18 protein-coding genes and 1 pseudogene are annotated in these 22,961 nt (G+C 71.9%); 11 read left to right on the top strand and 8 right to left on the bottom strand.

The features are described 5' to 3' along the window. Nucleotides 1-10 precede the first annotated feature (10 nt). Genes AC0NH5_RS14065 through AC0NH5_RS14055 form a run of 3 tightly spaced genes read right to left on the bottom strand, consistent with a single transcriptional unit; the run spans nucleotide 11 to nucleotide 3,170 of the window. Nucleotides 11-1,360: an ABC transporter substrate-binding protein gene (locus tag AC0NH5_RS14065; protein ID WP_474403566.1), complete on the bottom strand. Its 1,350-nt coding sequence runs from the start codon at nucleotides 1,358-1,360 to the stop codon at nucleotides 11-13. A 53-nt stretch (nucleotides 1,361-1,413) separates the two neighbouring features. After that, complete coding sequence (locus AC0NH5_RS14060) at nucleotides 1,414-2,292, bottom strand: carbohydrate ABC transporter permease (RefSeq protein WP_474403564.1); 879 nt, start codon at nucleotides 2,290-2,292, stop codon at nucleotides 1,414-1,416. Then, nucleotides 2,289-3,170, bottom strand: coding sequence for a carbohydrate ABC transporter permease (locus AC0NH5_RS14055; protein ID WP_474403562.1), 882 nt, complete (start codon nucleotides 3,168-3,170; stop codon nucleotides 2,289-2,291). The genes AC0NH5_RS14060 and AC0NH5_RS14055 overlap by 4 nt, the downstream gene beginning before the upstream one ends. Before the next feature lie 139 nt (nucleotides 3,171-3,309). Here AC0NH5_RS14055 and AC0NH5_RS14050 point away from each other — a divergent pair, with 139 nt between their 5' ends. Genes AC0NH5_RS14050 through AC0NH5_RS14025 form a run of 6 tightly spaced genes read left to right on the top strand, consistent with a single transcriptional unit; the run spans nucleotide 3,310 to nucleotide 10,862 of the window. Continuing rightward, nucleotides 3,310-5,214, top strand: coding sequence for a DUF4832 domain-containing protein (locus AC0NH5_RS14050; protein WP_474403560.1), 1,905 nt, complete (start codon nucleotides 3,310-3,312; stop codon nucleotides 5,212-5,214). Between the two features lie 10 nt (nucleotides 5,215-5,224). Beyond that, nucleotides 5,225-6,574, top strand: a complete 1,350-nt coding sequence (locus AC0NH5_RS14045; RefSeq protein ID WP_474403558.1) for a DUF4832 domain-containing protein — start codon at nucleotides 5,225-5,227, stop codon at nucleotides 6,572-6,574. A gap of 56 nt (nucleotides 6,575-6,630) precedes the next feature. Beyond that, complete coding sequence (gene melA / locus AC0NH5_RS14040) at nucleotides 6,631-7,893, top strand: alpha-galactosidase (RefSeq protein ID WP_474403556.1); 1,263 nt, start codon at nucleotides 6,631-6,633, stop codon at nucleotides 7,891-7,893. After that, nucleotides 7,890-8,798 (top strand): carbohydrate kinase family protein, encoded by a 909-nt coding sequence (locus tag AC0NH5_RS14035; RefSeq protein WP_474403554.1) that lies wholly within the window; start codon nucleotides 7,890-7,892, stop codon nucleotides 8,796-8,798. The genes melA and AC0NH5_RS14035 overlap by 4 nt, the downstream gene beginning before the upstream one ends. A 4-nt stretch (nucleotides 8,799-8,802) precedes the next feature. Continuing rightward, the gene (locus tag AC0NH5_RS14030; protein ID WP_474403552.1) at nucleotides 8,803-9,870 is read left to right on the top strand and encodes an amidohydrolase family protein; all 1,068 of its coding nucleotides are present in this window, start codon (nucleotides 8,803-8,805) and stop codon (nucleotides 9,868-9,870) included. Then, nucleotides 9,867-10,862: a UDP-glucose--hexose-1-phosphate uridylyltransferase gene (locus AC0NH5_RS14025; RefSeq protein ID WP_474403550.1), complete on the top strand. Its 996-nt coding sequence runs from the start codon at nucleotides 9,867-9,869 to the stop codon at nucleotides 10,860-10,862. Before AC0NH5_RS14030 ends, AC0NH5_RS14025 begins: the two co-directional genes overlap by 4 nt. Here the strand turns inward: AC0NH5_RS14025 and AC0NH5_RS14020 are convergent. The 3 genes from AC0NH5_RS14020 to AC0NH5_RS14010 are packed head-to-tail and all read right to left on the bottom strand — an operon-like array spanning nucleotide 10,855 to nucleotide 13,449. Further along, nucleotides 10,855-11,688, bottom strand: coding sequence for a class II fructose-bisphosphate aldolase (locus AC0NH5_RS14020; protein WP_474403548.1), 834 nt, complete (start codon nucleotides 11,686-11,688; stop codon nucleotides 10,855-10,857). The two genes, AC0NH5_RS14025 and AC0NH5_RS14020, sit on opposite strands and share 8 nt — an antisense overlap. Then, nucleotides 11,666-12,592 (bottom strand): 1-phosphofructokinase family hexose kinase, encoded by a 927-nt coding sequence (locus tag AC0NH5_RS14015; protein WP_474403546.1) that lies wholly within the window; start codon nucleotides 12,590-12,592, stop codon nucleotides 11,666-11,668. Before AC0NH5_RS14015 ends, AC0NH5_RS14020 begins: the two co-directional genes overlap by 23 nt. Beyond that, nucleotides 12,589-13,449, bottom strand: a complete 861-nt coding sequence (locus AC0NH5_RS14010; RefSeq protein WP_474403544.1) for an SIS domain-containing protein — start codon at nucleotides 13,447-13,449, stop codon at nucleotides 12,589-12,591. The genes AC0NH5_RS14015 and AC0NH5_RS14010 overlap by 4 nt, the downstream gene beginning before the upstream one ends. 98 nt (nucleotides 13,450-13,547) lie before the next feature. On the opposite strand from AC0NH5_RS14010, the gene AC0NH5_RS14005 reads away from it, so the two are divergent. The 5 genes and pseudogenes from AC0NH5_RS14005 to AC0NH5_RS13985 all read left to right on the top strand — a co-directional run bounded on the left by AC0NH5_RS14005 (nucleotide 13,548) and on the right by AC0NH5_RS13985 (nucleotide 21,491). Continuing rightward, nucleotides 13,548-14,333: a DeoR/GlpR family DNA-binding transcription regulator gene (locus tag AC0NH5_RS14005; RefSeq protein ID WP_474403542.1), complete on the top strand. Its 786-nt coding sequence runs from the start codon at nucleotides 13,548-13,550 to the stop codon at nucleotides 14,331-14,333. A 180-nt stretch (nucleotides 14,334-14,513) separates the two neighbouring features. Continuing rightward, nucleotides 14,514-15,386 carry an AraC family transcriptional regulator gene (locus AC0NH5_RS14000; RefSeq protein ID WP_474403540.1) on the top strand — a complete coding sequence of 291 codons (873 nt, stop codon included), beginning with the start codon at nucleotides 14,514-14,516 and terminating at the stop codon, nucleotides 15,384-15,386. 145 nt (nucleotides 15,387-15,531) lie between these two features. Then, nucleotides 15,532-15,930, top strand: a pseudogene (locus tag AC0NH5_RS13995) (DUF6531 domain-containing protein); the annotation flags it as partial. A 505-nt stretch (nucleotides 15,931-16,435) separates the two neighbouring features. After that, nucleotides 16,436-20,335 (top strand): RHS repeat-associated core domain-containing protein, encoded by a 3,900-nt coding sequence (locus AC0NH5_RS13990; RefSeq protein WP_474403538.1) that lies wholly within the window; start codon nucleotides 16,436-16,438, stop codon nucleotides 20,333-20,335. Nucleotides 20,336-20,399: 64 nt separating this feature from the next. Beyond that, entirely contained in the window at nucleotides 20,400-21,491 is a 1,092-nt protein-coding gene (locus AC0NH5_RS13985) for a hypothetical protein (protein ID WP_474403536.1), read from the top strand. 35 nt (nucleotides 21,492-21,526) lie between these two features. Here AC0NH5_RS13985 and AC0NH5_RS13980 read toward each other — a convergent pair whose 3' ends face one another. Both AC0NH5_RS13980 and AC0NH5_RS13975 read right to left on the bottom strand, forming a co-directional pair. After that, nucleotides 21,527-22,408: a UbiA prenyltransferase family protein gene (locus AC0NH5_RS13980; protein WP_474403534.1), complete on the bottom strand. Its 882-nt coding sequence runs from the start codon at nucleotides 22,406-22,408 to the stop codon at nucleotides 21,527-21,529. Nucleotides 22,409-22,569: 161 nt separating this feature from the next. Continuing rightward, nucleotides 22,570-22,920 carry an STAS domain-containing protein gene (locus tag AC0NH5_RS13975; RefSeq protein ID WP_474403532.1) on the bottom strand — a complete coding sequence of 117 codons (351 nt, stop codon included), beginning with the start codon at nucleotides 22,918-22,920 and terminating at the stop codon, nucleotides 22,570-22,572. Between the last annotated feature and the right edge of the window lie 41 nt (nucleotides 22,921-22,961).

The following is a 22,961-nucleotide window of genomic DNA, read 5'->3' as shown; positions in this document are numbered from 1 at the left end:
CACCGTTGTGCTATTTGAAGAGGGCGTTGACCTGGTCGTTCGCCTTCTTCAGGGCGCTCGCCGAGTCGGACTGTCCGAGCACCGCCGACTGGATGGCGTCCTGCACGGTCTGGCTGATCTCGTTGCCGTGCTCGGTGATCGGCAGGAAGTAGGTGCCGTTCGGGGCCTGCGCCTCGTCGACGAACACCTGCACGTCCCGGTTCTTGGCCTGGTGCGCGGCCAGGGCCTTCTCGCCGGCCGACTTGATGGCCGGGAAGACGACGCTGTTGCCGCCGACGATGTCCTGGCACTCGGCGGAGGCCAGGAACTTGACCCACTTCCAGGCCTGGTCCTTGTGCTCGGTGCCGGCCCAGATCGCGTCGGAGAGGCCGTTGATCGGCGTCTTGCGGCCCTGCGGCCCGGCGGGCAGCGGCGCGAACGCGAACTTCGCCTGCGCCGAGTCGCCGAGGTAGGTGTTGATCGTCCACGACCCGGCGACGGTGATGGCGCCCTTGCCCGCGCCCATCAGGGTGTCCCGGCTGAGGGTGGAGTTCTTGTCCAGCGGCGGGCTGTAGCCCTTGGCGATCAGCGACTTGAACCAGTCGATGGTCTGCGCCAGCTTGGGGTCGTCGTACTTGTACTGCGTGCCCCACGGATTCTTGTCGAGATAGGTGAACCCGTTGCTCGCGGCCAGGATGCCCCAGCCGTTCTGGCCCTGCGAGCCGTCGGCCCATTCGGGCAGGTACCCGTAGACCTTGACCTTGGACTTGTCGAACGCGGGGTCGAGCCCGTTGCGGCCGCTGGTGTCGACGGTGGCCTTGGCGATGATCTGCTCGAACGTGCCGCCGTCGGTGGGGTTCCAGGACAGGTCGGCCAGCTCGGCCGGCTTGATCCCGCGCTCGGCGAGCTGGTCGACGTTGTAGACCAGCGCCATGGTGTCCCAGTCCTTCGGCAGGCCGTACCGCTTGCCGTCCTTGGTGAACAGGTCCGCGAGACCGGCCTGGTACTGGGTGAGGTCGACGTTGTCGGCGGTCACGTACGGCTGGATGTCGAGGATCTGGCCGCTGGTGACGAACTGCGGGTAGTAGGAGCCCTGGTTGGTCCACACGTCGGGGGCGTCGCCGGAGGCCAGCTGGGTGGTGAGGTTCTGCCAGTACTGGTCCCACGCGGACTGGGTGATCTGGACCTTGATGTTCGGGTTGGCGGCGGTGAACGCGTCGGCGCAGGCCTGGTACGACGCCTTCTGGTTGTCGTCCCAGAGCCAGTAGTCGAGGGTGACGTTGTCGCCGGAGGCGCTGTCGCCGTCGGCGGAGCAGCCGGTCAGCCCGGCGATGACGGCGAGCGACAGCAGCGCTGCGCCGGCTCGTGTTCTGCGGCTCATCTCAATCTCTTTCTGCGGGAGGAAACTGCGGGAGGGATCTGCGGGGCGGAGGTCTACTTGCTTCCGGTGAAGTTCAGGGACTGGACCAGCCGCTTGCCGACGAACAGCAGCAGGATCGCGACGGGGACGACCGAGAGGGTGGAGGCGGCCATCAGCCCGGTCCAGTCCGGCTGGGTGTTGGGGGACTGCTGGAGGAAGACGCCCAGCGCGACGGTGACGAGGCGGTTCTCCTCGCCCCGGCCGACCAGCAGCGGCCAGAGGAAGTCCTTCCAGGCCCAGACGGTGGTGGTGATGCCGATGGTGATCAGCGGGCCGCGGCTCATCGGCAGCGAGATGCGCCAGAAGATGCCCCACGGCCCGTTGCCGTCGAGGACGGCGGCCTCCTCCACGTCGCGCGGCAGCGACAGGAAGAACTGGCGCAGGAAGAACACCGCGAACGGCGTCATCAGCAGCGTCGGCGCCACCATGCCGGCCATCGTGTTGATCAGGCCGAGGTCTTTGACCAGCACGAAGTTGGGCAGCAGCGTGAAGATCGGCGGGACCATCAGGGCACTGATGATGATCGCGAACATCAGGTCCCGGCCGGGGAAGCGGAGCCGGGCGAAGGCGTAACCGGCCATCGCGCAGAACAGCGTCTGGAACGCCGCGATCAGCGCGCAGTACACGACCGAGTTGAGGATGTAGCGGGCGAAGTCGATGTGCGCTCCGGAGCCGCCGGCGGCGCGCGCCTCGGCCTCGCTGGTCAGGCCGAGCACCCGGGTGAAATTGATCAGCGTGGGGTCGCGGGGGAGCAGGCCGGCGTTGTCGGTGTAGAGGTCGGCCGCCGGGGTGAGCGCCGTGCGGACCATCCACCAGAACGGGAAGACGGTGGCCACGACGATGACGGCCATCACGAGCCAGCCGAGCAGCCGGCGGGGGGTGGGAGTCTTCATGCCAGGTCCGATCGCGACGCGCGCAGCAGGCGCATCTGTATCGCGGTGAGAACGCCGAGGATGAGCGCGAGGAAGACGGCCGCGGCCGACGCGTAACCCATCTGGAAGTACGAGAAGGCCTGCTGGTAGATGAAGTAGTAGAGGACCCGGGTGGCCCCGGCCGGGTCGCCCTGGGTGGTGACCGCGATGGTGTCGAAGATCTGGAAGGAGCCGATCAGCGAGACCACCAGCACCAGCGCCAGGACCGGGCGCAGCAGTGGCAGCGTGATGGCGCGGAACATCCGCCACTCGCCCGCGCCGTCGATCGAGGCACCCTCGTACAGGTACTGCGGGATCTGCAGCATCCCGGCGTAGAGCAGCAGCGCGGTGTACCCGGTGTATGCCCACGTGTTGATGGCGGCGATCGACGGCATCGCCAGGCTCGCGTCGGTGAGGAACCCGACGGGGCCGAGCCCGACCGCGCCGAGCAGGTGGTTGACGAAGCCGAGGTTGGTGTCGAGCAGCCACATCCACAGCAGGCCGACCGTGACGTTCGGGACCAGCCAGGGCAGCAGCAGCGTCGCCCGCAGGACGACCGACCGGGTCAGCCGGTGCATCAGCGCCGCGACCCCCAGCGCCAGCACCGTCTGGGATCCGATGTTGAGGACGACGTACCAGCCGGTGACCAGCAGTGACTGCCAGAATTTGGCGTCGCCGGCCAGCTTGGCGTAGTTGTCCGCGCCGACGAACGTGGGTTCGTTCAGCATCGAGTAGTCGGTGACCGAGTACCAGGCGCCGCGAGCCGCCGGGTAGGCGTAGAACACCGCGAATCCCGCCAGCACAGGCAGCAGGAACCACCACGCCGCGCGACGGTCGTCGCGCCGTTTCGTCGAGCTCATCCACGCCTCTTCATCAGTGTCCGAGTTGGCTCTTGCCAGCCGCCCCGATGTCGAATAATGATGTAGACCTTCGATATTTTGTCAATACCTCTTCGTAATCCCCGGGCAACAATCGCTCCCATCCCCCTCGGAGACCGGCATGACATCGAAACTCGGCGCCGTCGTCCTCGGTGCCGTCCTCGCCCTCGTCACCTCGACCGCCGCCCACGCCGCACCCGCCGGGCCGCCGCCGCGCCCGCCGGCCCCGGCCACCCCCGACCCGGCGCTGACCGCCCATCCGCTCGCCGCCGCCCCCGGGCCGCTGGACAACCCGCTCAAGGGCTGGGCCCGGTTCCACTCACCCGGCTCGAACCAGAACACCGGCTACCCGCACTCGCTGACCTGGGGATACTTCGGCCTCTCCGAGATCATGACGAACGCGTCGAACTGCGGCAGCTACAACTGGTCGCTGGTGGACGCGATGCTGGCCGAGACCGCCGGTTACGGGAACCAGGCCGCCATCCGGATCTATCTCACCTATCCGGGCGGCACCGGCAGCCACCCCGGCAACGCCATCCCGCCGTGCTTCAACGGCAACGTCCCGACCCGGTCCGACACCTACTGGAACGTGACGCACCCCGACTACGACAACCCGTTCGCGATCACCGCGCTGCGCAACTTCATCGCCGCGTTCGGCGCCCGCTACGACGGCGACCCGCGGCTCGGGTACGTCCACCTCGGCCTGGTCGGGCTCTGGGGGGAGTGGCACACCTGGCCGTACGACAGCGACACCGCCGACGGGCGCCCCGACTACATGCCGACCGCCGCCAACGGCGCGCAGCTCATCGCCGCGTACGACGCCGCCTTCAACCGCACCAAGCTGGAGGTCAGGTATCCGGACGTGGCCGGCGGCGCCGCCAACAGCCGCGACATCGGGTACCACGACGACTCCTTCTGCTTCCGCGAGGGCTCACCCCTGGCCGGCGTCACCCTGCCCGTCTCGATGGGCGGCGCGTCCTACTCCCACCTGGAGCGCACCCTCGCCGCCGGCGTCGAGAACAAGTGGATCACCAGTTCGATGGGCGGCGAGCTGCGCCCGGAGATCCAGGCCGGCGCGTTCCAGCACTGGCCGAACGGCTCCGGCGCCGTCGACAACCTGCGGGCCTGCATCGAGCTGCTGCACGCCACCTGGATGATCAACGAGCAGAGCGCCGGCTACGCGGCGGGTGACGCCAACGTCGCCGCCGCGGTACGGCTGATGGGCTACAACTTCACGGTCGACAACGCGTACTACCGGGACACCGCGAGCGGCTCCACCAATGTCGGCGTGCGGATCGCCAACACCGGGGTGGCCCCGTTCTACTACCCGTGGACCGTCACGCTCGGCCTGAAGAACAGCAGCGGGAACGTGGTGCGCACCTGGGACACCCCGTGGGACCTGCGCACCGTCCAGCCGCTGACCATCCGGAACTTCCCGGACTGGAACGCCGGCGGGGACCACCGCGACTTCGGCCACCGGCAGTACTTCCAGCACAGCGTGGACCTGTCCGGCGTCGCCACCGGGGCCTACCAGTGGGTGCTGCGGGTCAAGAACCCCCTCGAGACCGTCGACACCGACGCCAAGAAGCTGCGGTTCGCCAACGCCACCCAGCAGTCCGACGGCTGGCTCGGCCTCGGTGCGATGACCGTCGGCAGTGGCGGCGGGACCGGCACCGCGAGCTACGAGGCGGAGGCGCCGGCCAACACCCGCGGCGGGGGAGCGCTCGTGGCCGGGTGCGCGGCGTGCTCCGGCGGGTCGAAGGTCGGGTACGTCGGCAACGGCGGGACGCTCACCTTCCAGGGCGTCACCGGCGGCGGCACCAGGACCGTCACCTTCCACTACCTGACCGCCGAGACGCGCACCGCCGTGATCAACGGCCAGACCGTCACGTTCCCGCCCACCGGCAGCTGGGACACCGTCGGCACCACCTCGGTCTCCCTCAACCTGCCCGCCGGCACCACCTCCGTCACCGTCGCCAACCCCGGCGGCTGGGCTCCCGACATCGACCGCATCACGGTCAGCTGAGGACTTCCCCATGCGCCTGAGACTCGTCACCGCCCTGATCACCGCGCTCACCCTGGCGGCCGGCACGCCGGCCGTCGCCACCCCGGCGCCACAGTGGACGGCCCTGCCCTACGCCTCCGCGCCGGCCGACAACCCGCTCAAGGGGTTCCTGCCCTTCGCCGGTGAATACCAGACCTTCCCGCACAGCATGGAGTGGTTCTACCTGCCGCTGCGCGACATCATGACCGGACCCCGGCAGTTCCGCTGGGACGCCTTCGAGGAACAGCTCGACGCCATCGCCGACCGCGGCCACCAGGGCGTGTTCCGGATCTACCTGGACTATCCCGGCCGGCCCACCGGCATCCCGCAGTACCTGCTCGACCAGGGCCTGCTCACCCGCCCGTACCCCGACTTCGGCAACAACGGCGTCAGCGTCGCCCCGGACTGGAACGACCCCCGCCTGATCACCGCGCTGGAGGACTTCATCACCGCGCTCGGCCGCCGTTACGACGGCGACCCGCGGATCGGGTTCGCCACGCTCGGGCTGATCGGTTTCTGGGGCGAGTGGCACACCTGGCCGTACGACGGGTGGACGCAGCCGGAGAACTGGATGCCGAGCACCGAGAACCTCACCCGCATCCTGAACCGTTTCGAGGCCGCGTTCGACACCACGCGGCTGCTGGCCCGTTACCCGAGCCCGCAGAACAGGGACCTGAACATCGGGTACCACGACGACTCGTTCGCCTTCGAGACGCTGCCGCCGACGTCCTGGCACTTCGTGCAGCGCCTCATCGACGAGGGCGTCACCGACAAGTGGCAGCGGGAACCGGTCGGCGGTGAGCTGCGCCCGGAGATCCAGTCCTGCCTGTGGGACGAGCCGGTCAGCTGCGCCCAGTACGAGGACTTCGGCGCCTCGGTGGCACAGACCCACGCCTCCTGGCTGATCAACCACGGCGCCTTCACCGGCACCGGTCTCACCGGCGACAAGTACCAGCGCGCGCTGGCTGCGGCGAAGTCGCTCGGCTACGAGCTGACCGTCACCGAGGCCGCCGTGTCCCGGGACCGGGTGTCGGTCCGCGTCGCCAACCGGGGCACCGCGCCGTTCTACTACGACTGGCCCGCCGAACTGGCCGCCGTCGACCGCAAGGGCCGGATCGTGAAGCGCTGGCGCACCCCGTGGACCGTGGCCGGCATCCAGCCGGGCGCGGAACCCACCCGGCTGTCGGCCCGCATCGACACCCGCGGCCTGCGCGACGGCCGTTACGACATCGTCCTGCGGGTGCCCAACCCGATGCGCGGCGGCATCCCGCTGCGATTCGCCAACACCGGCCAGGACAACCGCACCGGCTGGCTCACCCTCGGCGCCGTCACCCGCCGATGAACACCGGCCGCCCGGCCGCACCGGCCGGGCGGCCATTCCTCCTCAGAAAGACGGTCATGACCACGATCGTGTTCCTCGGCGCCGGCAGCGTCGTGTTCACCCGGCAACTGCTCACCGACCTGCTCGGCTTCCCCGAGCTGGCCACCGCGCACCTCGTCCTGCACGACATCGACCCGGAACGGCTCGCCACCGCCGAGACCCTGGCGCACCGCCTCGCCGGCGCGCACGGCGCCCGGCCGCGGGTGACCGCGACCCTGGACCGGCGGGCCGCCCTCGACGGCGCCGACTTCGTCATCAACGCCATCCAGGTCGGCGGGTACCCGGCCACCCGCGCCGACTTCGACGTGCCCGCCGGATTCGGCCTGCGGCAGACCATCGGCGACACCATCGGCGTCGGCGGGATCTTCCGCGGCCTGCGCACCTTCCCGGTGCTCGACGGCATCGCCGCCGACATGCTCGAACTCTGCCCGGACGCGTGGCTGCTCAACTACACCAACCCGATGGCCATGAACGTCACGTACCTGTCCCGGATCGCGCCCCGGCTCAACGTGCTCGGCCTCTGCCACTCGGTGTACTGGACCGTCCGAGGGCTGTGCGAGCTGGTGGACGTCCCGTTCGACGAGGTCGAGTTCGACAGCGCCGGGGTCAACCACCAGGCCTGGGTCCTCGGCTGGCGGCACCGCGGCGCCGACCTGTACCCGGCCCTGGACGCCGCGATCGAGAAGGATCCGCAGCTGCGCCGCCGGGTCCGCGTCGACATGTACCGCCGCCTCGGCTTCTATCCCACCGAGACCAGCGAGCACTCCGCCGAGTACGTGCCCTGGTACCTGCGCCACGACGAGGAGATCGCCCGGCTGCGCATCCCGGTCGGCGAGTACCTGCGGATCAGCGAGCAGAACCTCGCCGGCGGCGCCGGGGAACCGGACAGTGACGCCACCGAGTACGCCCCGCAGGTCGTCCACAGCATGGTCACCGGCATCCCCCGCCGGATCGTGGCCAACGTCTGCAACCGGGGCCTGATCGGTAACCTGCCCACCGGCTTCGCCGTCGAGGTGCCCACCCTGCTCGACGCCGGCGGCGCCCACCCGCAGCCGATGGGTGACCTTCCGCCGCAACTGGCCGCGGTCAACCGCCCCTACGTCAGCGTGGGCGAGCTGACCGTCGCCGCCGCGGTCACCGGCGACCCCCGGCTCGTCCGGCACGCCGCGCTGGTCGACCCGAACACCGCCGCCACGCTGACCGCCGGCGCGATCGAGGACCTCTGCGACGCGCTGACCCGGGCCCACGGCGACCTGCTCCCCGAGGCGCTGCGCGGATGACCGGCTTCGACCTGCTCGTGGTCGGGGACGCCAACCCCGACGTCGTGCTCTCCGGCGCCCCCGCCGACCTGCCCTGGGGCCAGCGGGAACGCCTCGTCGACGCGGGCGCGCTCACCCTCGGCGGCTCCGCGGCCATCACCGCCTGCGGCGCCGCCCGGCTCGGCCTGCGCACCGCCTTCGCCGGCCGGGTCGGCGACGACCCGGCCGGGCGCTTCTGCCTCGACGCCCTGCGCGACCGCGGCGTCGACGTCTCCGGCTGCGTCATCGACCCCGGCGTCCCGACCGCGCTGACCGTGGTGGTCGCGCACGGCGCGGACCGGGCGATCCTCACCGCGCCCGGCTGCCTGCCGCTGCTGGAGGTGCGTGACCTCGGCCCGGTGGCGGCCCGGCACGTCCACGTCAGCTCGTACTTCCTGCAACCCCGGCTGGCCGCCGGGCTGCCCGCGTGGTTCTCGGCGCTGCGGGCCGACGGGGTGACGACCTCGCTCGACACCAACGACGACCCGTCCGGCCGCTGGGACGGCGGTGTCGCGGCCGCGATCGCGGAGACCGACGTCCTGTTCCCCAACGAGGCCGAGGCCCTGGCGCTGACCGGTGCCGGCGACGTGGCGGAGGCCGCGCGGAGGCTCGCCGAGTCGGCCGGCATCGTCGTGGTCAAGCGCGGCGAGCACGGCGCGCTGGCCTGGACGCCGGACGGCCCGGTGACCGAACCCGCCCTCCCGGTGGCCCCGGTCGACACGGTCGGCGCCGGCGACAGCTTCAACGCCGGCTTCCTCGCCGGTTACCTGGACGGCCGGGACATCGCCGCGAGCCTGCGCCTGGCGGCGGCCTGCGGGGCGCTGTCCACGCGAGCCGCCGGCGGCACGTCGGCCCAGGCTTTCATGACCGATCTGGTACGGGACTGAGCACATGGATCTGGAGAACCTGCGGCTGCGGGACTTCACGCCCGTCGCCGCCGTCCGCCGGCCGCTGACCCACGTGCCGCGCGCGTCGGTCCCGGCCGTCGACGTGCACAACCACCTCGGCCGGTGGCTCGGCGACGGCGACTGGCTGATCCCCGACGTCCCGGCACTGCTCGGCCTGATGGACGAGGTCGGGGTGCGGACGGTGGTCAACCTCGACGGCCGGTGGGGCGCCGAGCTCGACGCCAACCTCGCCCGGTACGACCAGGCGTACCCGGGCCGGTTCGTGACCTTCTGTCACCTGGACTGGTCCGCGCTGCACCGCTCCGCCCCCACGGCCGAGCTGATCGCCGGTCTGCACCGCGCCCGGGACGCCGGCGCCCGCGGCGTCAAGGTTTGGAAGGATCTCGGCCTCGGCGTCACCGACGCCGACGGCGCCCGGGTGCTGCCCGACGACCCGCGGCTGCGGGACGTGTTCGCGGCCGCCGGCGAGCTGGGCCTCCCGGTCCTGATCCACACCGCCGACCCGATCGCCTTCTTCGCCCCGCTCGACGCCCGCAACGAGCGTCTCGAGGAACTGGCCCAGAACCCGGGCTGGTGGTTCGGCGCTGCCGGCCATCCCACCTTCGACCGCCTGATGCAGGCCCTGGAGAACGTGGTGGCCGGCGCTCCGGGCACCACGTTCATCGGCGCCCACGCCGGCTGCGCGGCCGAGGACCTGGAATGGGTGGACGGCATGCTCGGCCGGTACCCCAACTTCCACATCGACCTCGGCGGCCGGCTGGCCGAGCTGGGCCGGCGGCCGCGGGCCACCCGCCGGCTGATCCTCGCCCACCCGGACCGGGTGCTCTTCGGTTCCGACGCGTTTCCGGCAACCCGGTCCGCGTACGAGGTCTACTGGCGTTTCCTGGAGACCGGGGACGAGTGCTTCCCCTACGCCCCGGACAGCCCGGTGCCACCGCAGGGCCGCTGGGACATCTCGGCGATCGAGCTGCCGCCCGGCGTGCTCGCCCGGGTCTACGCGGCGAACGCCCGGCGTTTACTGGGGCTGCCCGAGGAAAGGCAGGAGACGTGAACGGACCACATCGGCGGTTCAACCAGCTCACCGGTGAGTGGTTGCTGGTCTCGCCGCACCGCACCGCGCGACCGTGGCAGGGCCAGGTGGAGGAGACGGCCGCGGTGACCCGGCCGGCGTACGACCCGGACTGCTACCTGTGCCCGGGCAACACCCGGGCGGCCGGAGCGGTGACGCCCGACTATCCGTCGACGTTCGTGTTCGACAACGACTTCGCCGCGCTGCTGCCCGCGTCCGACTTCACGGCCGGCGACGAGGGCCTGCTGCGCGCCGAGCCCGAACGCGGCGTCTGCCGGGTGATCTGCTTCGACCCCCGGCACGACCTGACGCTGGCCCGGATGGACGTCCCGGGCATCCGGCGGGTGGTGGACACCTGGGCCGCCCAGACCACCGACCTCGGCGACATCCCGTGGGTGCGGCACGTGCAGATCTTCGAGAACCGCGGCGCGATGATGGGCGCCAGCAACCCGCACCCGCACGGCCAGATCTGGGCCACCGAACACGTCCCCGGCGAGCCGGCCAAGGAGATCGAAAGGCAGCGGGGGTACGGCGTCTGCCTGCTCTGCGATTACCTGGCCGTCGAGCTGCGCGCCGGCGAACGGATCGTCTGCCAGAACGAGGAGTACGTGGCCCTGGTCCCGTACTGGGCTGTCTGGCCGTTCGAGACGCTCGTCCTGCCCCGGCGCCACGCCGGCGCGCTGCCCGACCTCGACGGCGCGGCCCGGGACGGGCTGGCCGCGATCCTGCACGACCTGACCGCCGGGTACGACCGGCTGTTCGGCGTCGAGTTCCCGTACTCGATGGGCTTCCACCAGCGTCCCACCGACGGCGAGGCGTGCCCGGAGCTGCACCTGCACGCGCACTTCTATCCGCCGCTGCTGCGCTCGGCGACGGTCCGCAAGTTCATGGTGGGCTTCGAGCTGCTCGGCCAGACGCAGCGCGACATCACCGCGGAGAGCGCCGCCGAGCGGCTCCGCGACGTGCTCAGATGAGCACCTCGGTGAGCAGCCGGGTGACCTCCTGACTCAGGGCGGTCCGCCCGCTCGCGCCGTACTTGCGCGGGTCGGCGGTGTGCCGCTCGCGGGTCAGATGATCCCGGATCGCCGAGGTGAACACCTTGTTCAGGTGGGTCGCCAGGTTGATCTTCGTCATCCCGCGCCGGGCGGCGGCGGTCAGCGTGGCGTCCGGGACGCCGGAGGAGCCGTGCAGCACCAGCGGCACCGGCACCACGGCGTGGATCTCGGCGATCAGGTCGAGGTCGAGAACCGCGTCGCGGGTCAGCATGGCGTGCGAGCTGCCGACCGCCACGGCCAGCGCGTCCACGCCGGTCTCCCGCACGTACTCCGCCGCCTCCGCCGGCCGCGTGCGCACGCCCGGCGCGTGCACACCGTCCTTGCCGCCGATCTCGCCGAGCTCGGCCTCCACCCACACGTCGTGCCGGTGGCACCACCCGGTCACGTCACGGGTGGCGGTGACGTTGGCATCGTGGCCGAGCGCGGAGGCGTCGTACATCACCGAGCCGAAACCCAGCGCGACTGCCTCCCGGACCAGCTCCGCGCTGGTGGCGTGGTCCAGGTGCACCGCCACCGGCACCGCGGCCGCCCGCGCCACCGCCAGCGTCGCCGCGCCGATCGGGGCCAGCGCACCGTGATAGCGGGCGCAGTTCTCGCTGATCTGCAGCACGACCGGCCTCCGGGCCTGCTCCGCGCCGGCGACGATGGCTTCCGCATGCTCCAGCTGGACGACGTTGAAGGCGCCGACCGGGCGGGCGTCGGCGGCGGCGGGCGTGACGATGTCAGCGATGTTCACCAAGGGCATGGCGGTTTTCTCTCCAGGGTTGCAGATGGATCCGGGGGAGCAGCGCGCGATAGGTGTCCGGCTCGAAAGCGCCGGCGACGTCCGCCTGGACCGCGGCGGCGGAGAGAGCGGCGCCGTGCCGGAGCAGCTCCGGCCAGGGCCAGCCATGGGCCAGCCCGCGCGCCAGCGCCGCCGCCAGGGCGTCACCGGCGCCGGTGGGGTTGCCGCGCATCCCCGGCGGGACGGCGGTCCAGTCGCCGTCCGGGGTCAGCGCCAGCAGGCCGTCGCGGCCACGGGACACGACGACGGCGGCGGTGCTCGTCCGTCGTACCTCCGCGATGGTCATCCCCAGCCGGACCAGCTCGCCGGCGTTGGGTTTGACGATGGCCGGCCGACCGGCCAGGCCGTGTCGCAGCGCCTCGCCGTCGGCGTCCAGGATCGCGCCGGCCCCGGCGTCCCGGCAGGCTGCCGCCAGGGTCCGGTAGGCGTCGACCGGCACGCCCGGCGGCAGGCTCCCGGAGAGCACCACCACCTCGGCCCGCGCGGTCGCCAGCAGTCGGCGGAAGCCGGCCTCGAAGGCCCGCCACTCGTCCTCGGACACCGCCGGGCCCGGCTCGTTGAGCAGCGTGGTGCGGCCGGGCTCGGCCAGCGCCACGGTCCGGCGCGACTCGGCCGCGATCGGGGTGAACGCCACGTCGATGCCGAGGTGCGCCAGCCGGTCCCCGATCACCTCGCCGGTGCGCCCGCCGAGCAGGCCACAGGCGAGCACCGGCTCGCCGAGCGCGTGCAGCACCCGCGCCACGTTGAGACCCTTGCCGCCGGGGCGTTCGTGCACCTCGGCGACCCGGTTCGTGTCGCCCATCGCCATCGCGGCCAGGCCGTAGGTGATGTCGAGGGCGGCGTTCAGGGTGACGGTGAGGATCATCCGAGGATGACCGAGCGGGCCAGGTGGCGCGGCTGGTCCGGGTCCAGGCCCCGCCGGCGGGCCATCACGACCGCGAGGCGCTGCACCCGCACCAGATCGGCCAGCGGATCGAGGCCGGAGGTGACCAATGTCGCCCCGGTGGCGGCCACCTGCTCGGCCAGGCCGTCCGGCGGCGGGCCGAACGACCACACCACCCGGCCCGGCGCGGCGATGCTGATCGGGCCGTGCCGGTACTCCATCGCCGGATAGGCCTCGGTCCACGCGCCGGCCGCCTCGCGCATCTTCAGCGCCGCCTCCTGGGCCAGCCCGTAGGTCCAGCCGCGCCCCAGGAACGTGAACTGCTCGGCGGGGGTGACCGGCTGCGTCAGCGCCCGCTCCACGTCGGCGAGCGCCGCCGCGGTGTCCAGGCCCAGGTGGGCGCGGAGCAGCATCAGCTGGGTGGTGGCGAAGCGGGTCTGCACCACCGAGCGCTCGTCGGCGAAGCCCAGCACGACGACGTCGTCGGCGGCGCGGACCACCGGGCTGACGGGATCGGCGGTGATCGCGACCGTCGGCATCCGGCCGCGCAGGGCCGCCAGCAGGTCGAGAACCTCGGTGGTGGTGCCGGACCGGGTCAGCGCCAGCACCCGGTCGTAGTCGCGCCCGGCCGGGAACTCCGACGCCGGGAACGCGTCGGTCAGGCCGTGACCGGCGGACTCGCGCAGCGACGCGTACGACTGCGCGATGAACCACGACGTGCCGCAGCCGGTGACGGCCACCCGTTCGCCGGGCCGGGGCAACGTGCCCGGAGTGCCGGCGACGGCTCGCCGCCAGCACTCGGGCTGACTGGCGATCTCGATGTCGGTAAAGGACCCCATGATGGCCTCCTGCAATATGTAGCAACGAAAGCCGCTCGACGTTGCAGATTAAATCATCGATTTGCAGCCGTGGCGAGAGATCATGAGATGCTGGCGGCGTGAACAAGCACGAGCGGTGGACCACGCTCCTGGAGCTGCTGTCCGACCGGAAACGGCTGAGTATCGAGGACGCCGCGCGGGAGCTCGACGTCTCCGCGGCCACCGTCCGGCGCGACTTCGACGAGCTGGCCCAGCAGCAGATGGTCACCCGCACCCGGGGCGGCGTGGTCGCCCACACCGTCGCCTACGAGCTCCCGCTGCGATACAAGACGGCCCGCAATGCGGTGGAGAAGCAGCGCATCGCGGCCGCCGCGGCCGCTTTGATCGAGCCCGGCGCCACGGTCGGGCTCAACGGTGGCACCACCACCACCGAGGTGGCCCGCGCCCTGGCCACCCAGGCCGACCTCGACGGCGAGCCGGGTGCGCCGGCGTTCACCATCGTCACCAACGCGCTGAACATCGCCAACGAGCTGGTGGTCCGCCCGCAGGTCAAAGTGGTGTCCACCGGCGGCGTGGCCCGGACCCAGTCGTTCGAGCTGATCGGCCCGCTGGCGACCGGGATCTTCGGCCGGATCAGCATCGACGCGGCGATCATCGGGGTCAGCGGGCTGGACACCGGGCACGGCGCCACCTGCCACCACGAGGGCGAGGCCGACATCAACCGCCTGCTGGTGGACAGCGCGGCCCGGGTCATCGTGGTCGCGGACAGCTCCAAGCTGGGGCGGCGGGCGTTCGCCCGGATCTGCCCGATCGAGGCGATCGACGTCGTGGTCACCGACTCCGGCGCCGCCGCCGACGAGGTCGCCGCGATCGAGCAGGCCGGCGTACGCGTCATCAAGGCCTGACCCGCCCGCGCCGGGTGCGGCAGTGTGTGAAGTTCGGGCGCGCTCCGCACCGGACTTCACACGCAAGCCTGCCGGCGATCCGGGAGGCCCTGGAGGCGGCCTGACCGATCCGTTCGGTTCGCTGCGGTCGGGCGCCGGTCGGGCGCCGCGAACGAGAGTGGAACCCGGAAGGAGGCCTTCATGATCTCGGATCTCAACCGGCTGGTCGACCACGTCGAGCAGCACCTCACCGAGGTGATCGACCTCGACGGTCTGGCCCGTGGGCTCGGCACCACCGAGTACCACCTGCGGCGGATGTTCTCGTCGCTGGCCGGCATGCCGCTCTCGGAGTATGTGCGGCGGCGCCGGATGACGGTCGCGGCGGCGGACGTCGTCCACGGGCAGGTCGATCTGCTCACCATCGCGGTACGGCACGGGTACGGCTCGACCGAGGCGTTCGGCCGGGCGTTCCGTGCGGTGCACGGCGCCGGCCCCGGTGAGGTCCGCCGGGACGGAGGCCCTCTCCGGTCACAACCACAGCTCAGGTTCCGCCTGACCGTCGAAGGGGGCACCCCCATGGACACCCGCATCGTCGACCGCCCCGCGTTCCGCCTCGTCGGGCACGCCACCCGCGTCCCGCTCATCCACGCCGGCGTCAACCCGCACATCCAGCAGCACGTCGCCTCGATCCCGGCGGAGGAGCACGTCCGGCTCAAGGAGCTGAGCAACACCGAGCCGGCCGGGATCCTCGCGGTCAGTGACGACCTCGAGGGCCAGGACGCCGCGGAGGGCACCATGCTGACCTACCTGCACGGGGTCGCCGTCACGGGCGACACCGCGCCGCCGGACGGCCTGGACGCCGTCGAGGTCCCGGCCGGCGCATGGGCGGTCTTCCGCAGCTCAGGGGAGTACCCCGCCGCGCTGCAGCGGACCTGGGCGGCCACCGCCACCGAGTGGTTCCCGTCCAACCGGTGGCGGCTGCGCCCGGGCCCGTCGATCGTCGCGGTGATCGACCGCGCCGACGACTTCAGCACCGCCACCACCGACCTGTGGCTGCCGGTGGAAGCCGGCTGACGCCCGGGAGGCGGGACCGAACGGCGGTCCCGCCTCCCGCGAGCTCGGATGATCCGGCAGTGCGGGAGGGCCGTTCGGGCAATTCCGCGCGCGAACCGCCCGGACCGGCCGTTTGCCGGATCACGGGCCTGCGCCGCATGGACATGTGTCTATTGGCTCGCCCGTGGCGGGGGCCGGATCATCGAAGTTCGTCTCTCCGCCTGTGCGTCATCCGGGCGTGCGCAACCGAAACACGGGGGAGACGGTTGCCTTGAGATTACGACTGTCCATTGTGGCCATAACGGCTCTCGCACTCGTCGCCAGTGGTGCTCCGGCACCGGCCTGGGCGGCACCGATCGTCACCCGGCCGGCCGCCGAGCTGTTCGGCAGCCGCGCCGGTTACGGATCCGCCGGGTCCGGCGTGAACACCGCCACCGGCAACTTCACCCGCGGCTGGACCGACCTGACCGCCGGGCCGCTCACCTTCCGCCGCACCTACAACTCGCTGGACACCGTGGACAGCCCGCTCGGCGCGGGCTGGACCACGTCGTACAACGCGCACGTGACCGAGGCGGAGAACGGCTCGGTGGCGTTGCGGGACGAGGACGGGCGGGTGCTCACCTTCGTCCCGGACGGTGCGGGCGGTTTCCGTACCCCGCCGGATCTGGAGGCGCAGCTCACCCGCGACGGCGCGGGCCTGTTCGTGCTGCGGTCGAACGCCTCGGACGAGCGCAGCTACTTCGCCGCCGCGGGGCTGCTGACGCGGCGCACCCGCGAGGGCCAGCAGCTCACCGTGACGCGGGACGCGGACGCCCGGTTGAGCAAGGTCGAACACTCGGCCGGCTACTCGCTGACCCTCACCCACGACCCGGACGGCCGCTTGACGAAGGTGGCCGCCGGCGACGGCCGGACGGTCGGTTACGGATACGCCGCGGACGACACGCTGGCCACTGTGACGGCCACGGACGGCGCGGCCTCCGGCTACGCCTTCGACTCCGACGGCCGGCTCCGCGAGCTGACGGACGCCGAGGGCCGGCGGCTGCTCACCAACACCTACGACGACGGGGCGGGTGACCCGGCAGGATCTGACCTCCGGCGGACTCGTGCTCGCCTACGACCTGGACGCGGGCACCACCACCGCGACCGCCGTCAGCAACCGGGCCGTCACCACCTATCAGCACGACGCGGCCGGCCGGCTGATCCGGTTGACCGACCCGGCCGGCAACGCGGCGGTGCAGACGTTCGACGCCAACGGCCGGCTGACCGCGGTCACCACGCCCGGCGGGCGGCAGTCCGCGGTCAGTTACGACGGCCACGGCAACGTGGTCCGGTCCGAGTTCGGCGGCGCCGTCAGCACGTTCGGGTACGACGCGCAGGACCGCCTGGTCGCGGTCACCGAACCGGGCCAGGGTGTGCTGCGGATGGCGTACTCCAGCGTCAGCCGGGTCCCGTCCGAGATCACCGCGCCGGACGGCTCGGTGACCCGGGCGACCGTGGTGGACGGGCTGATCACCGAGAGCGTCGATCCGGCCGGGGCGAAGACCACCTACGCGTACGACGAGGGCCGCCGGCTGTCCGCGGTCACCGACCCGCTGGACGGCGTCACCAGGTACGAGTACGACAGTGCGGGCCGGCGCACCGGCACCGTGACCCCGCTCGGCCGGACCGCGCGGGACACGCTGGACCCGGCCGGCCGGATCACCGAGCGGGTCGAGCCGTCCGGTGCCACCACGAAGTTCGGGTACTCGGCCGCCGGACTGCTGCAGAGCACCACCGACCCGATCGGCGCGGTGCGCCGCAACGAGTACAACGGCGAGGGCCGGCTGACCGCCACCCTCGACCCGCTGGACCGGCGCACCCGCTACACCCACGACCACGACGGCCGGACGGCCACCGTGACCGACGCAGCCGGCGGGGTGTCCACCTTCGGGTACGACACGGTCGGCCGGCGCAACACGGTGACCTACCCGGACGGAACCGTCACCCGGTACACGTACGACGCCGACGGCCGGGTGACCGAGGTCGCCGAGCCGGCCGGTACCGCGGTCACCGGGCACGACGCCCGGGGGAACGTGACCAGCACGACCGATGCGATGGGCCGGGTCACCCGGTACGAGTTCGACGCCGCGGACCGGCAGATCTCGAAGACCGACCCGACCGGAGCGGTGTGGCGCACCACGTACGACGTGATGGGCCGGACCGCCACCGAGACCGACCCGACCGGCGCGGTCACCCGGTACGAGTACGACACCGCCGGCCGGCTGGCAGCGGTGATCGACCCGAAGGGCAACAAGGTCCAATATCGCTACGACGCCGCCGGCCGGCAGACGCGGATCATCGACCCGCTCGGCGGCGTGGTGAAGTACGCGTACGACGCGGACGGCCGGCGGATCTCCGAGACCACCCCGGCCGGCCTGGTGACCAGGTACAAGTACGACGCCGACGGGCACGTCACCCAGATCACCGACCCGCGCGGCGGCGTCCACAAGTTCCGGTTCTCCGATCGCGGCGAACAGATCGCCCAGGTCGGGCCGGACGGCGCGGTGCACAAGCTGAAGTACGACGCGGCCGGGCAGCTGGTCACCACCATCGACGCCAACGGTGGCACGACGAAGTACACCTACGACGGCGGCGGCCGGCTGATCAAGCTGACCGACGCGAAGGGCGCCGAGCGGACGTTCGGCCGGGACGCCAACGGACGCGAGCGGTCCTTCACCGACCCGCTGGGCCGGGTCACGAAGCGGGAGTACGACGCGGCCGGGCGGCTGTCCGCGGTGACCGAACCGACCGGCGGGACCTCCCGCTGGGAGTACAACGCCATCGGCGACGTCACTCGGAAGATCGGCACCGACGGCGCCACCGTCACGTACGCCTACGACGGGGCGCGCCGGCGGACCGCGATGACCGACGCGACCGGCACCACCTCGTACGCGTACGACGCCGCGGGCCGGCTGCTCAGCTCCACCGGGCCGGACGGCGGCAGACTGGTCATGGCGTACGACCCGGCCGGGAACCAGACGTCGTTGCAGTACCCGGGCGGCGGCCGGACCACCTTCCGGTACAACGCGAACAACCAGCTCGTCTCGCTCGACTCGGCGGCCGGGAAGGTGGCGTACACGCTGGACGCGGACGGCCGGCTGATCACCGAGAAACTGCCGGACAAATGGGAACGCAGGTACGGCTACACCGGGGATCTGCTGACCCGGTACGAGGAACTGCGCGACGGACGGCACACCCGGGACACCAAGCTGACCCGGGACTCGGACGGCCTGATCACCGCGCAGGTGGACGGGGACGACGTGCTGGAATACCGGTACGACGCCGGCGACCAGCTGACCGCGGTCCGCGGCGACGACGGTGACGTGCTGACCGCCGGGTACGACGAGGTGGGCAACCGAACCTCGATCACCCGGGCCGGCAAGACCACTGCGCTCGCCTACGACGCCGCCGACCAGCTGCTCACGGCGACGACCGGCACGCACAAGGTCACCTACGCGTACGACGCGGCGGGCCGGCAGACCGGGGAGTCGGACGGCAGGAAGGCCCGCTCCATCGCGTACAACGGGTTCGGTCTTCCGGCCGTGTCCACCACCACCCAGGGCAAGCTGACCGAGACGGTGACCTCCACCTACGACGGCGACAACCTGCTCACCAGGCTCACCGCGAGCAGCCGGTACGACGGCCAGCGCACCGAGACCCGGCCGACGACCACGGCGTACCGCTGGAGTGTCACCGACGAGGTGCCGCAGATCCTCAGCCAGCGGGTCACCGGCGGCGGCGGGCACGACGCCGCGGCGACCACCTCCTGCACCCCGGACGCCGACTTCGTCTACGGGTACGGCCGGGCGCTCGCCGACTCGCGGTGCGGTGACGCGGTGTTCTCCAAGGACGTCTTCGGCTCCGCGCTGCGCACCGAGGACACCGAGAAGCGGGCGCAGGCGTCCGGGTACGACCCGTTCGGCCGCCCGGCGGACGATCGGAGCGGCACCCGGCCGGCCTCCGGTTACCGGGGCGAACTGGCCCAGGGCTCCGAGGTGTACCTGCGGGCCCGGGCCTACGACAGCGGCACCGGGCGCTTCACCACCCGGGACCCGCTGTCCACCCGGATCGGGCAGACCGACATCGTCACCCCGTACGCGTACGCCAACAACAGTCCGCAGGACTACGTCGACCCGACCGGGGAGTTCGCGATCGGTCTGCTCGGCGGGTTCCTGGCACAGTTCCTGGACTCGCTGGTCGCCGCGCTCAGCGCGGTCGCCTGGGACTGCCCGGACGCGGGGAACAGCCCGGACAAGCACATGAAGTGCTTCCAGGGTGTCCCGCTGCAGACCCGGGGCGGATACAACGATGTGGAATGGGCGCTGAACGGCGCGGAAGGAGACTTGTCCAAACTCTGGTACGACAAGCATCAGCAGGAGTACGCGGCACGCGCGTTCGCCGTCAACTACCTGAGCGAGGAACGGGACAACGCCTTCGAGGAGTTGTGGGACCTCTTCGACAAAGGGCTGAACGAGGACGTCGACTGGGAGGTCGGGCCGAAGGCCCGCGGCCTGACGCAGCGCCCGAACGGCGAGTGGTTCTGGGTCACGTCACACTGGATCGACCTGGTCACCGACGAGAAGGACATCCACGAGGTCAAGATCTACGACAACGGCAGGCGCGTCGGTGAGGTGAGCGAGCAGCTCGCCGGCTACCTCGGGTACGGGCGCAACGAGTGGGGCATCAACTGGGAACTCGGGACCGAGCTGACCGACTGGGCCGACGGTTTCGAGGTGAGCCGCAACCACGGGTTCCTCGGACTGCGGCGGGAGACCGCGGACGTCGTGGTCTGGGGCGCCGACGCCGGCCACGTGTACTTCGACGTCGAGGACAACGTGGACGACGCGGCGCGCGCGAAGATAAAGGCGAAGACGAAGGGCAAGTGGTCCAACGGCGGCAAGGGGCCCAAGCTCCCGCGCGGCCGGCGCTGACCGGTCGGGGTGCGGCCGCTGCCGGCGGCCGTACCCCCATCTTCGGATCTTGGGAGAGTGTTTGATGGGTGTCGCGGTCGCGCCGGAGGTGAGCGCGGGCCTGGTGCCGGACGCCACGGTGACCCTGCAGGTCCGGTCGCCGGCATTCGGTCCGGCTCTCGTCCGGGTCGTGGTGGACACGTTCGCGGACGGGCTGCGCGGGCGTGACCCAAGCCTGGTGGACGCGTCGGGTGACTGGCTCGGGCCGAAGTACGTCGGGCCGGTGGTGCCGCTGCCGGACGGGCCGGCCCTGACGATCGATGTCGGTCAGATGCCGGGCTCCGTGCGCGACGGGTTGCCGGCCCGCCTGGGAGGGCTGCCGGCCGAGGCCGGCGTGACGGCGGGCGAGATCGGTGTTCCCCCCAACGACATGGCGCGGTACATGGGACTGCGGTCACTGCGGTCAGCGGCGCGCGCGTTGGCCCGGGGGCCGGCGGGTGAGGGGTGGCAGCTCGCGGCGGCCGAGGAGTGGTTCGGTGCGGGGCCGGTGCGGGGGCTGGTGCTGTCGACGCCGGTGGACGTTCCGGCCGGGGCCCTGGCTGACACGCTCGCGCCCATGCTGGCGGCGGAGACCACGGTCATCCTGATGGCTGACGCGACGCCGCCCGGGGCCCGCAGCGACGCCGCCTCGGGTCCGGCGCGAGACTCGGCGGTGTCGGCGGTGGCTGTCGAGGGGTTCGGGCGGGGGGAACTGGCACTGATGCACGCCGGTCCGGGCTGGGCGGCCGGGATGCGGCTGCAGCGGGACCTGGTCCGCCGGTTCGCCGGGCGGGTCGACTGGGCGGGGGTGACCGCCGAGGCGGATGCCGAACGGCTGCTCACCACCGGGTGGTGGGATGCGGCGCGGCCGTCCGCGGAGTGGCTGGCCGACGCGCTCGTTCCGGACGCGATGTGGTTCCAGGTGCTCTCGCCCGGGCACGTCGATCGGCTGGGTGGCCCGCCGGAGGGCGCGGAGGACCTGGGAGAGGGCCGATACGGGGTGACTGTGGGCGAACCGGAGCAGTGGCTTCCCAGTCACCCGGACAGCGCTGTGATCCGGGCTCGGGGGAGGGCGTTGCTGGCCGGCTGCCTGTCGACCCCGGCGGCCGTGGCGGAGCTGAACCGCGCCCGCCGCTGACAGGTGGGTGCCGAGCCGACGCGGACCCGGGCCTGTCAGCCGATGTACGCGAGGGCGAAGCCGGCGGTCGGGACGGCGAACAGGACGGACAGGACGGCCAGGCGGCCGATGGTGGGGCGGCGGGTCAGCAGGGCATAGGCGATGACCAGCCACGGGACCGTCCACAGTTGCGGGACCACGGTGGAGCGGGGCACGGCCAGGTCCAGCCAGGCGCAGAGCAGGCAGAGGGCCAGGGCGGCGGTCCAGAGGGCGACACCGAGGCGGTACGCGACCGGGGCGCCGAAGCGGACGGCGAACGTGGTGTAGCCGGCGCGGTCGTCGGCGGCCAGGTCGGTGACGGTGGTGGGGACGTAAAGGGCGGCGGCGAACAGCACGCCGATCGCGGCGATCGGCCAGGGAAACTCCCACGGGGGCCGGGTGATCGCCCAGCCCGCGGCGGGTGCCACCGCGCCGACGACGAAGGCGTTGACGGCCACGTCCCAGCCGGGGCGGGTCTTCAGGCGCAACGGCGGGACGCTGTAGGCTCGGCCGAGCAGCAGGACGCCGGCCACGCCCAGAACGAAGAGCGGGCCGACGAACACGGCGAAGAGCACGCAGGCTGCGGCCGCGAGGCGATAGACACCGCGCAGGCGGGCCTCGGAGACAGCTCCGGTCACCAACGGGGCGGTGGCCTTGCGGGGGTTGGTGCGGTCGCTGGGCAGATCATGCAGGTCGTTCTGGGCCAGGACGGCGGCCCAGACCAGGGGGCCCAGCACCAGCAACGCGACGGCGGCGCGGGGCAGGTCGGCGCGGGCGGGCAGCCAGGTGTGGCCGGCGAGGACGGTGCCGAGGTACGCGGGAACCCAGGACACCGGCCAGAACCACGGCCGGGAGACGGCTACGAGCACCGCGGCGGGGCGCTCCCTCACGCTGGTCATGGAGGCAGCATCGTCGACGGCCGCTGTGGAGGCGCTGAGGAGTTCGGGCCCTGAGTTCGCGGGGGCAGCTCCGCCCGGCGGTCGGCCGCCGGGCGTGACGCCGCGCCCAGCCCTGGAGTTTGCTGAGGACGGAGCGCGTGGGGCGTACCAGAAAAGGTCTGTCAGGAAGCGCCGGAGGCCTCCGCCGAAGGGATCTCCTTCTCGACGAACTCGTGATAGAGGTTGGTCACCTCGAGGACCATCCGGACCACCGGGCCGGGCTCGCGCAGACGCAGCGTCGCGCCCTGGGCCTCGGCGGCGCGCTTGGCGGCGACCAGCATGCCGAGGCCGGACGAGTCCAGGAAGGTCACCGAGCTCATGTCGACCTCCAGGTGCGCGGTGTCGCGGCGGTCCAGGACCTCCTGGAGCACCTTGCGCAGCACGGCCGCGTTCACGATGTCCAGGTCGCCCTCGGGGACGACGACCATGGTGTCGCCGCCCTTGCGCTCGATGGTGAAGTCGAACGACGCCATTGCCACTCCTCCCGAACCGTGAGCGCCCTGTTGATCAGCGC

Source organism: Actinoplanes sp. 13, from assembly GCF_056134165.1.
The sequence above is the reverse complement of the archived record's forward strand: the minus strand, read 5'-3'. Positions and strand labels throughout refer to the sequence as shown.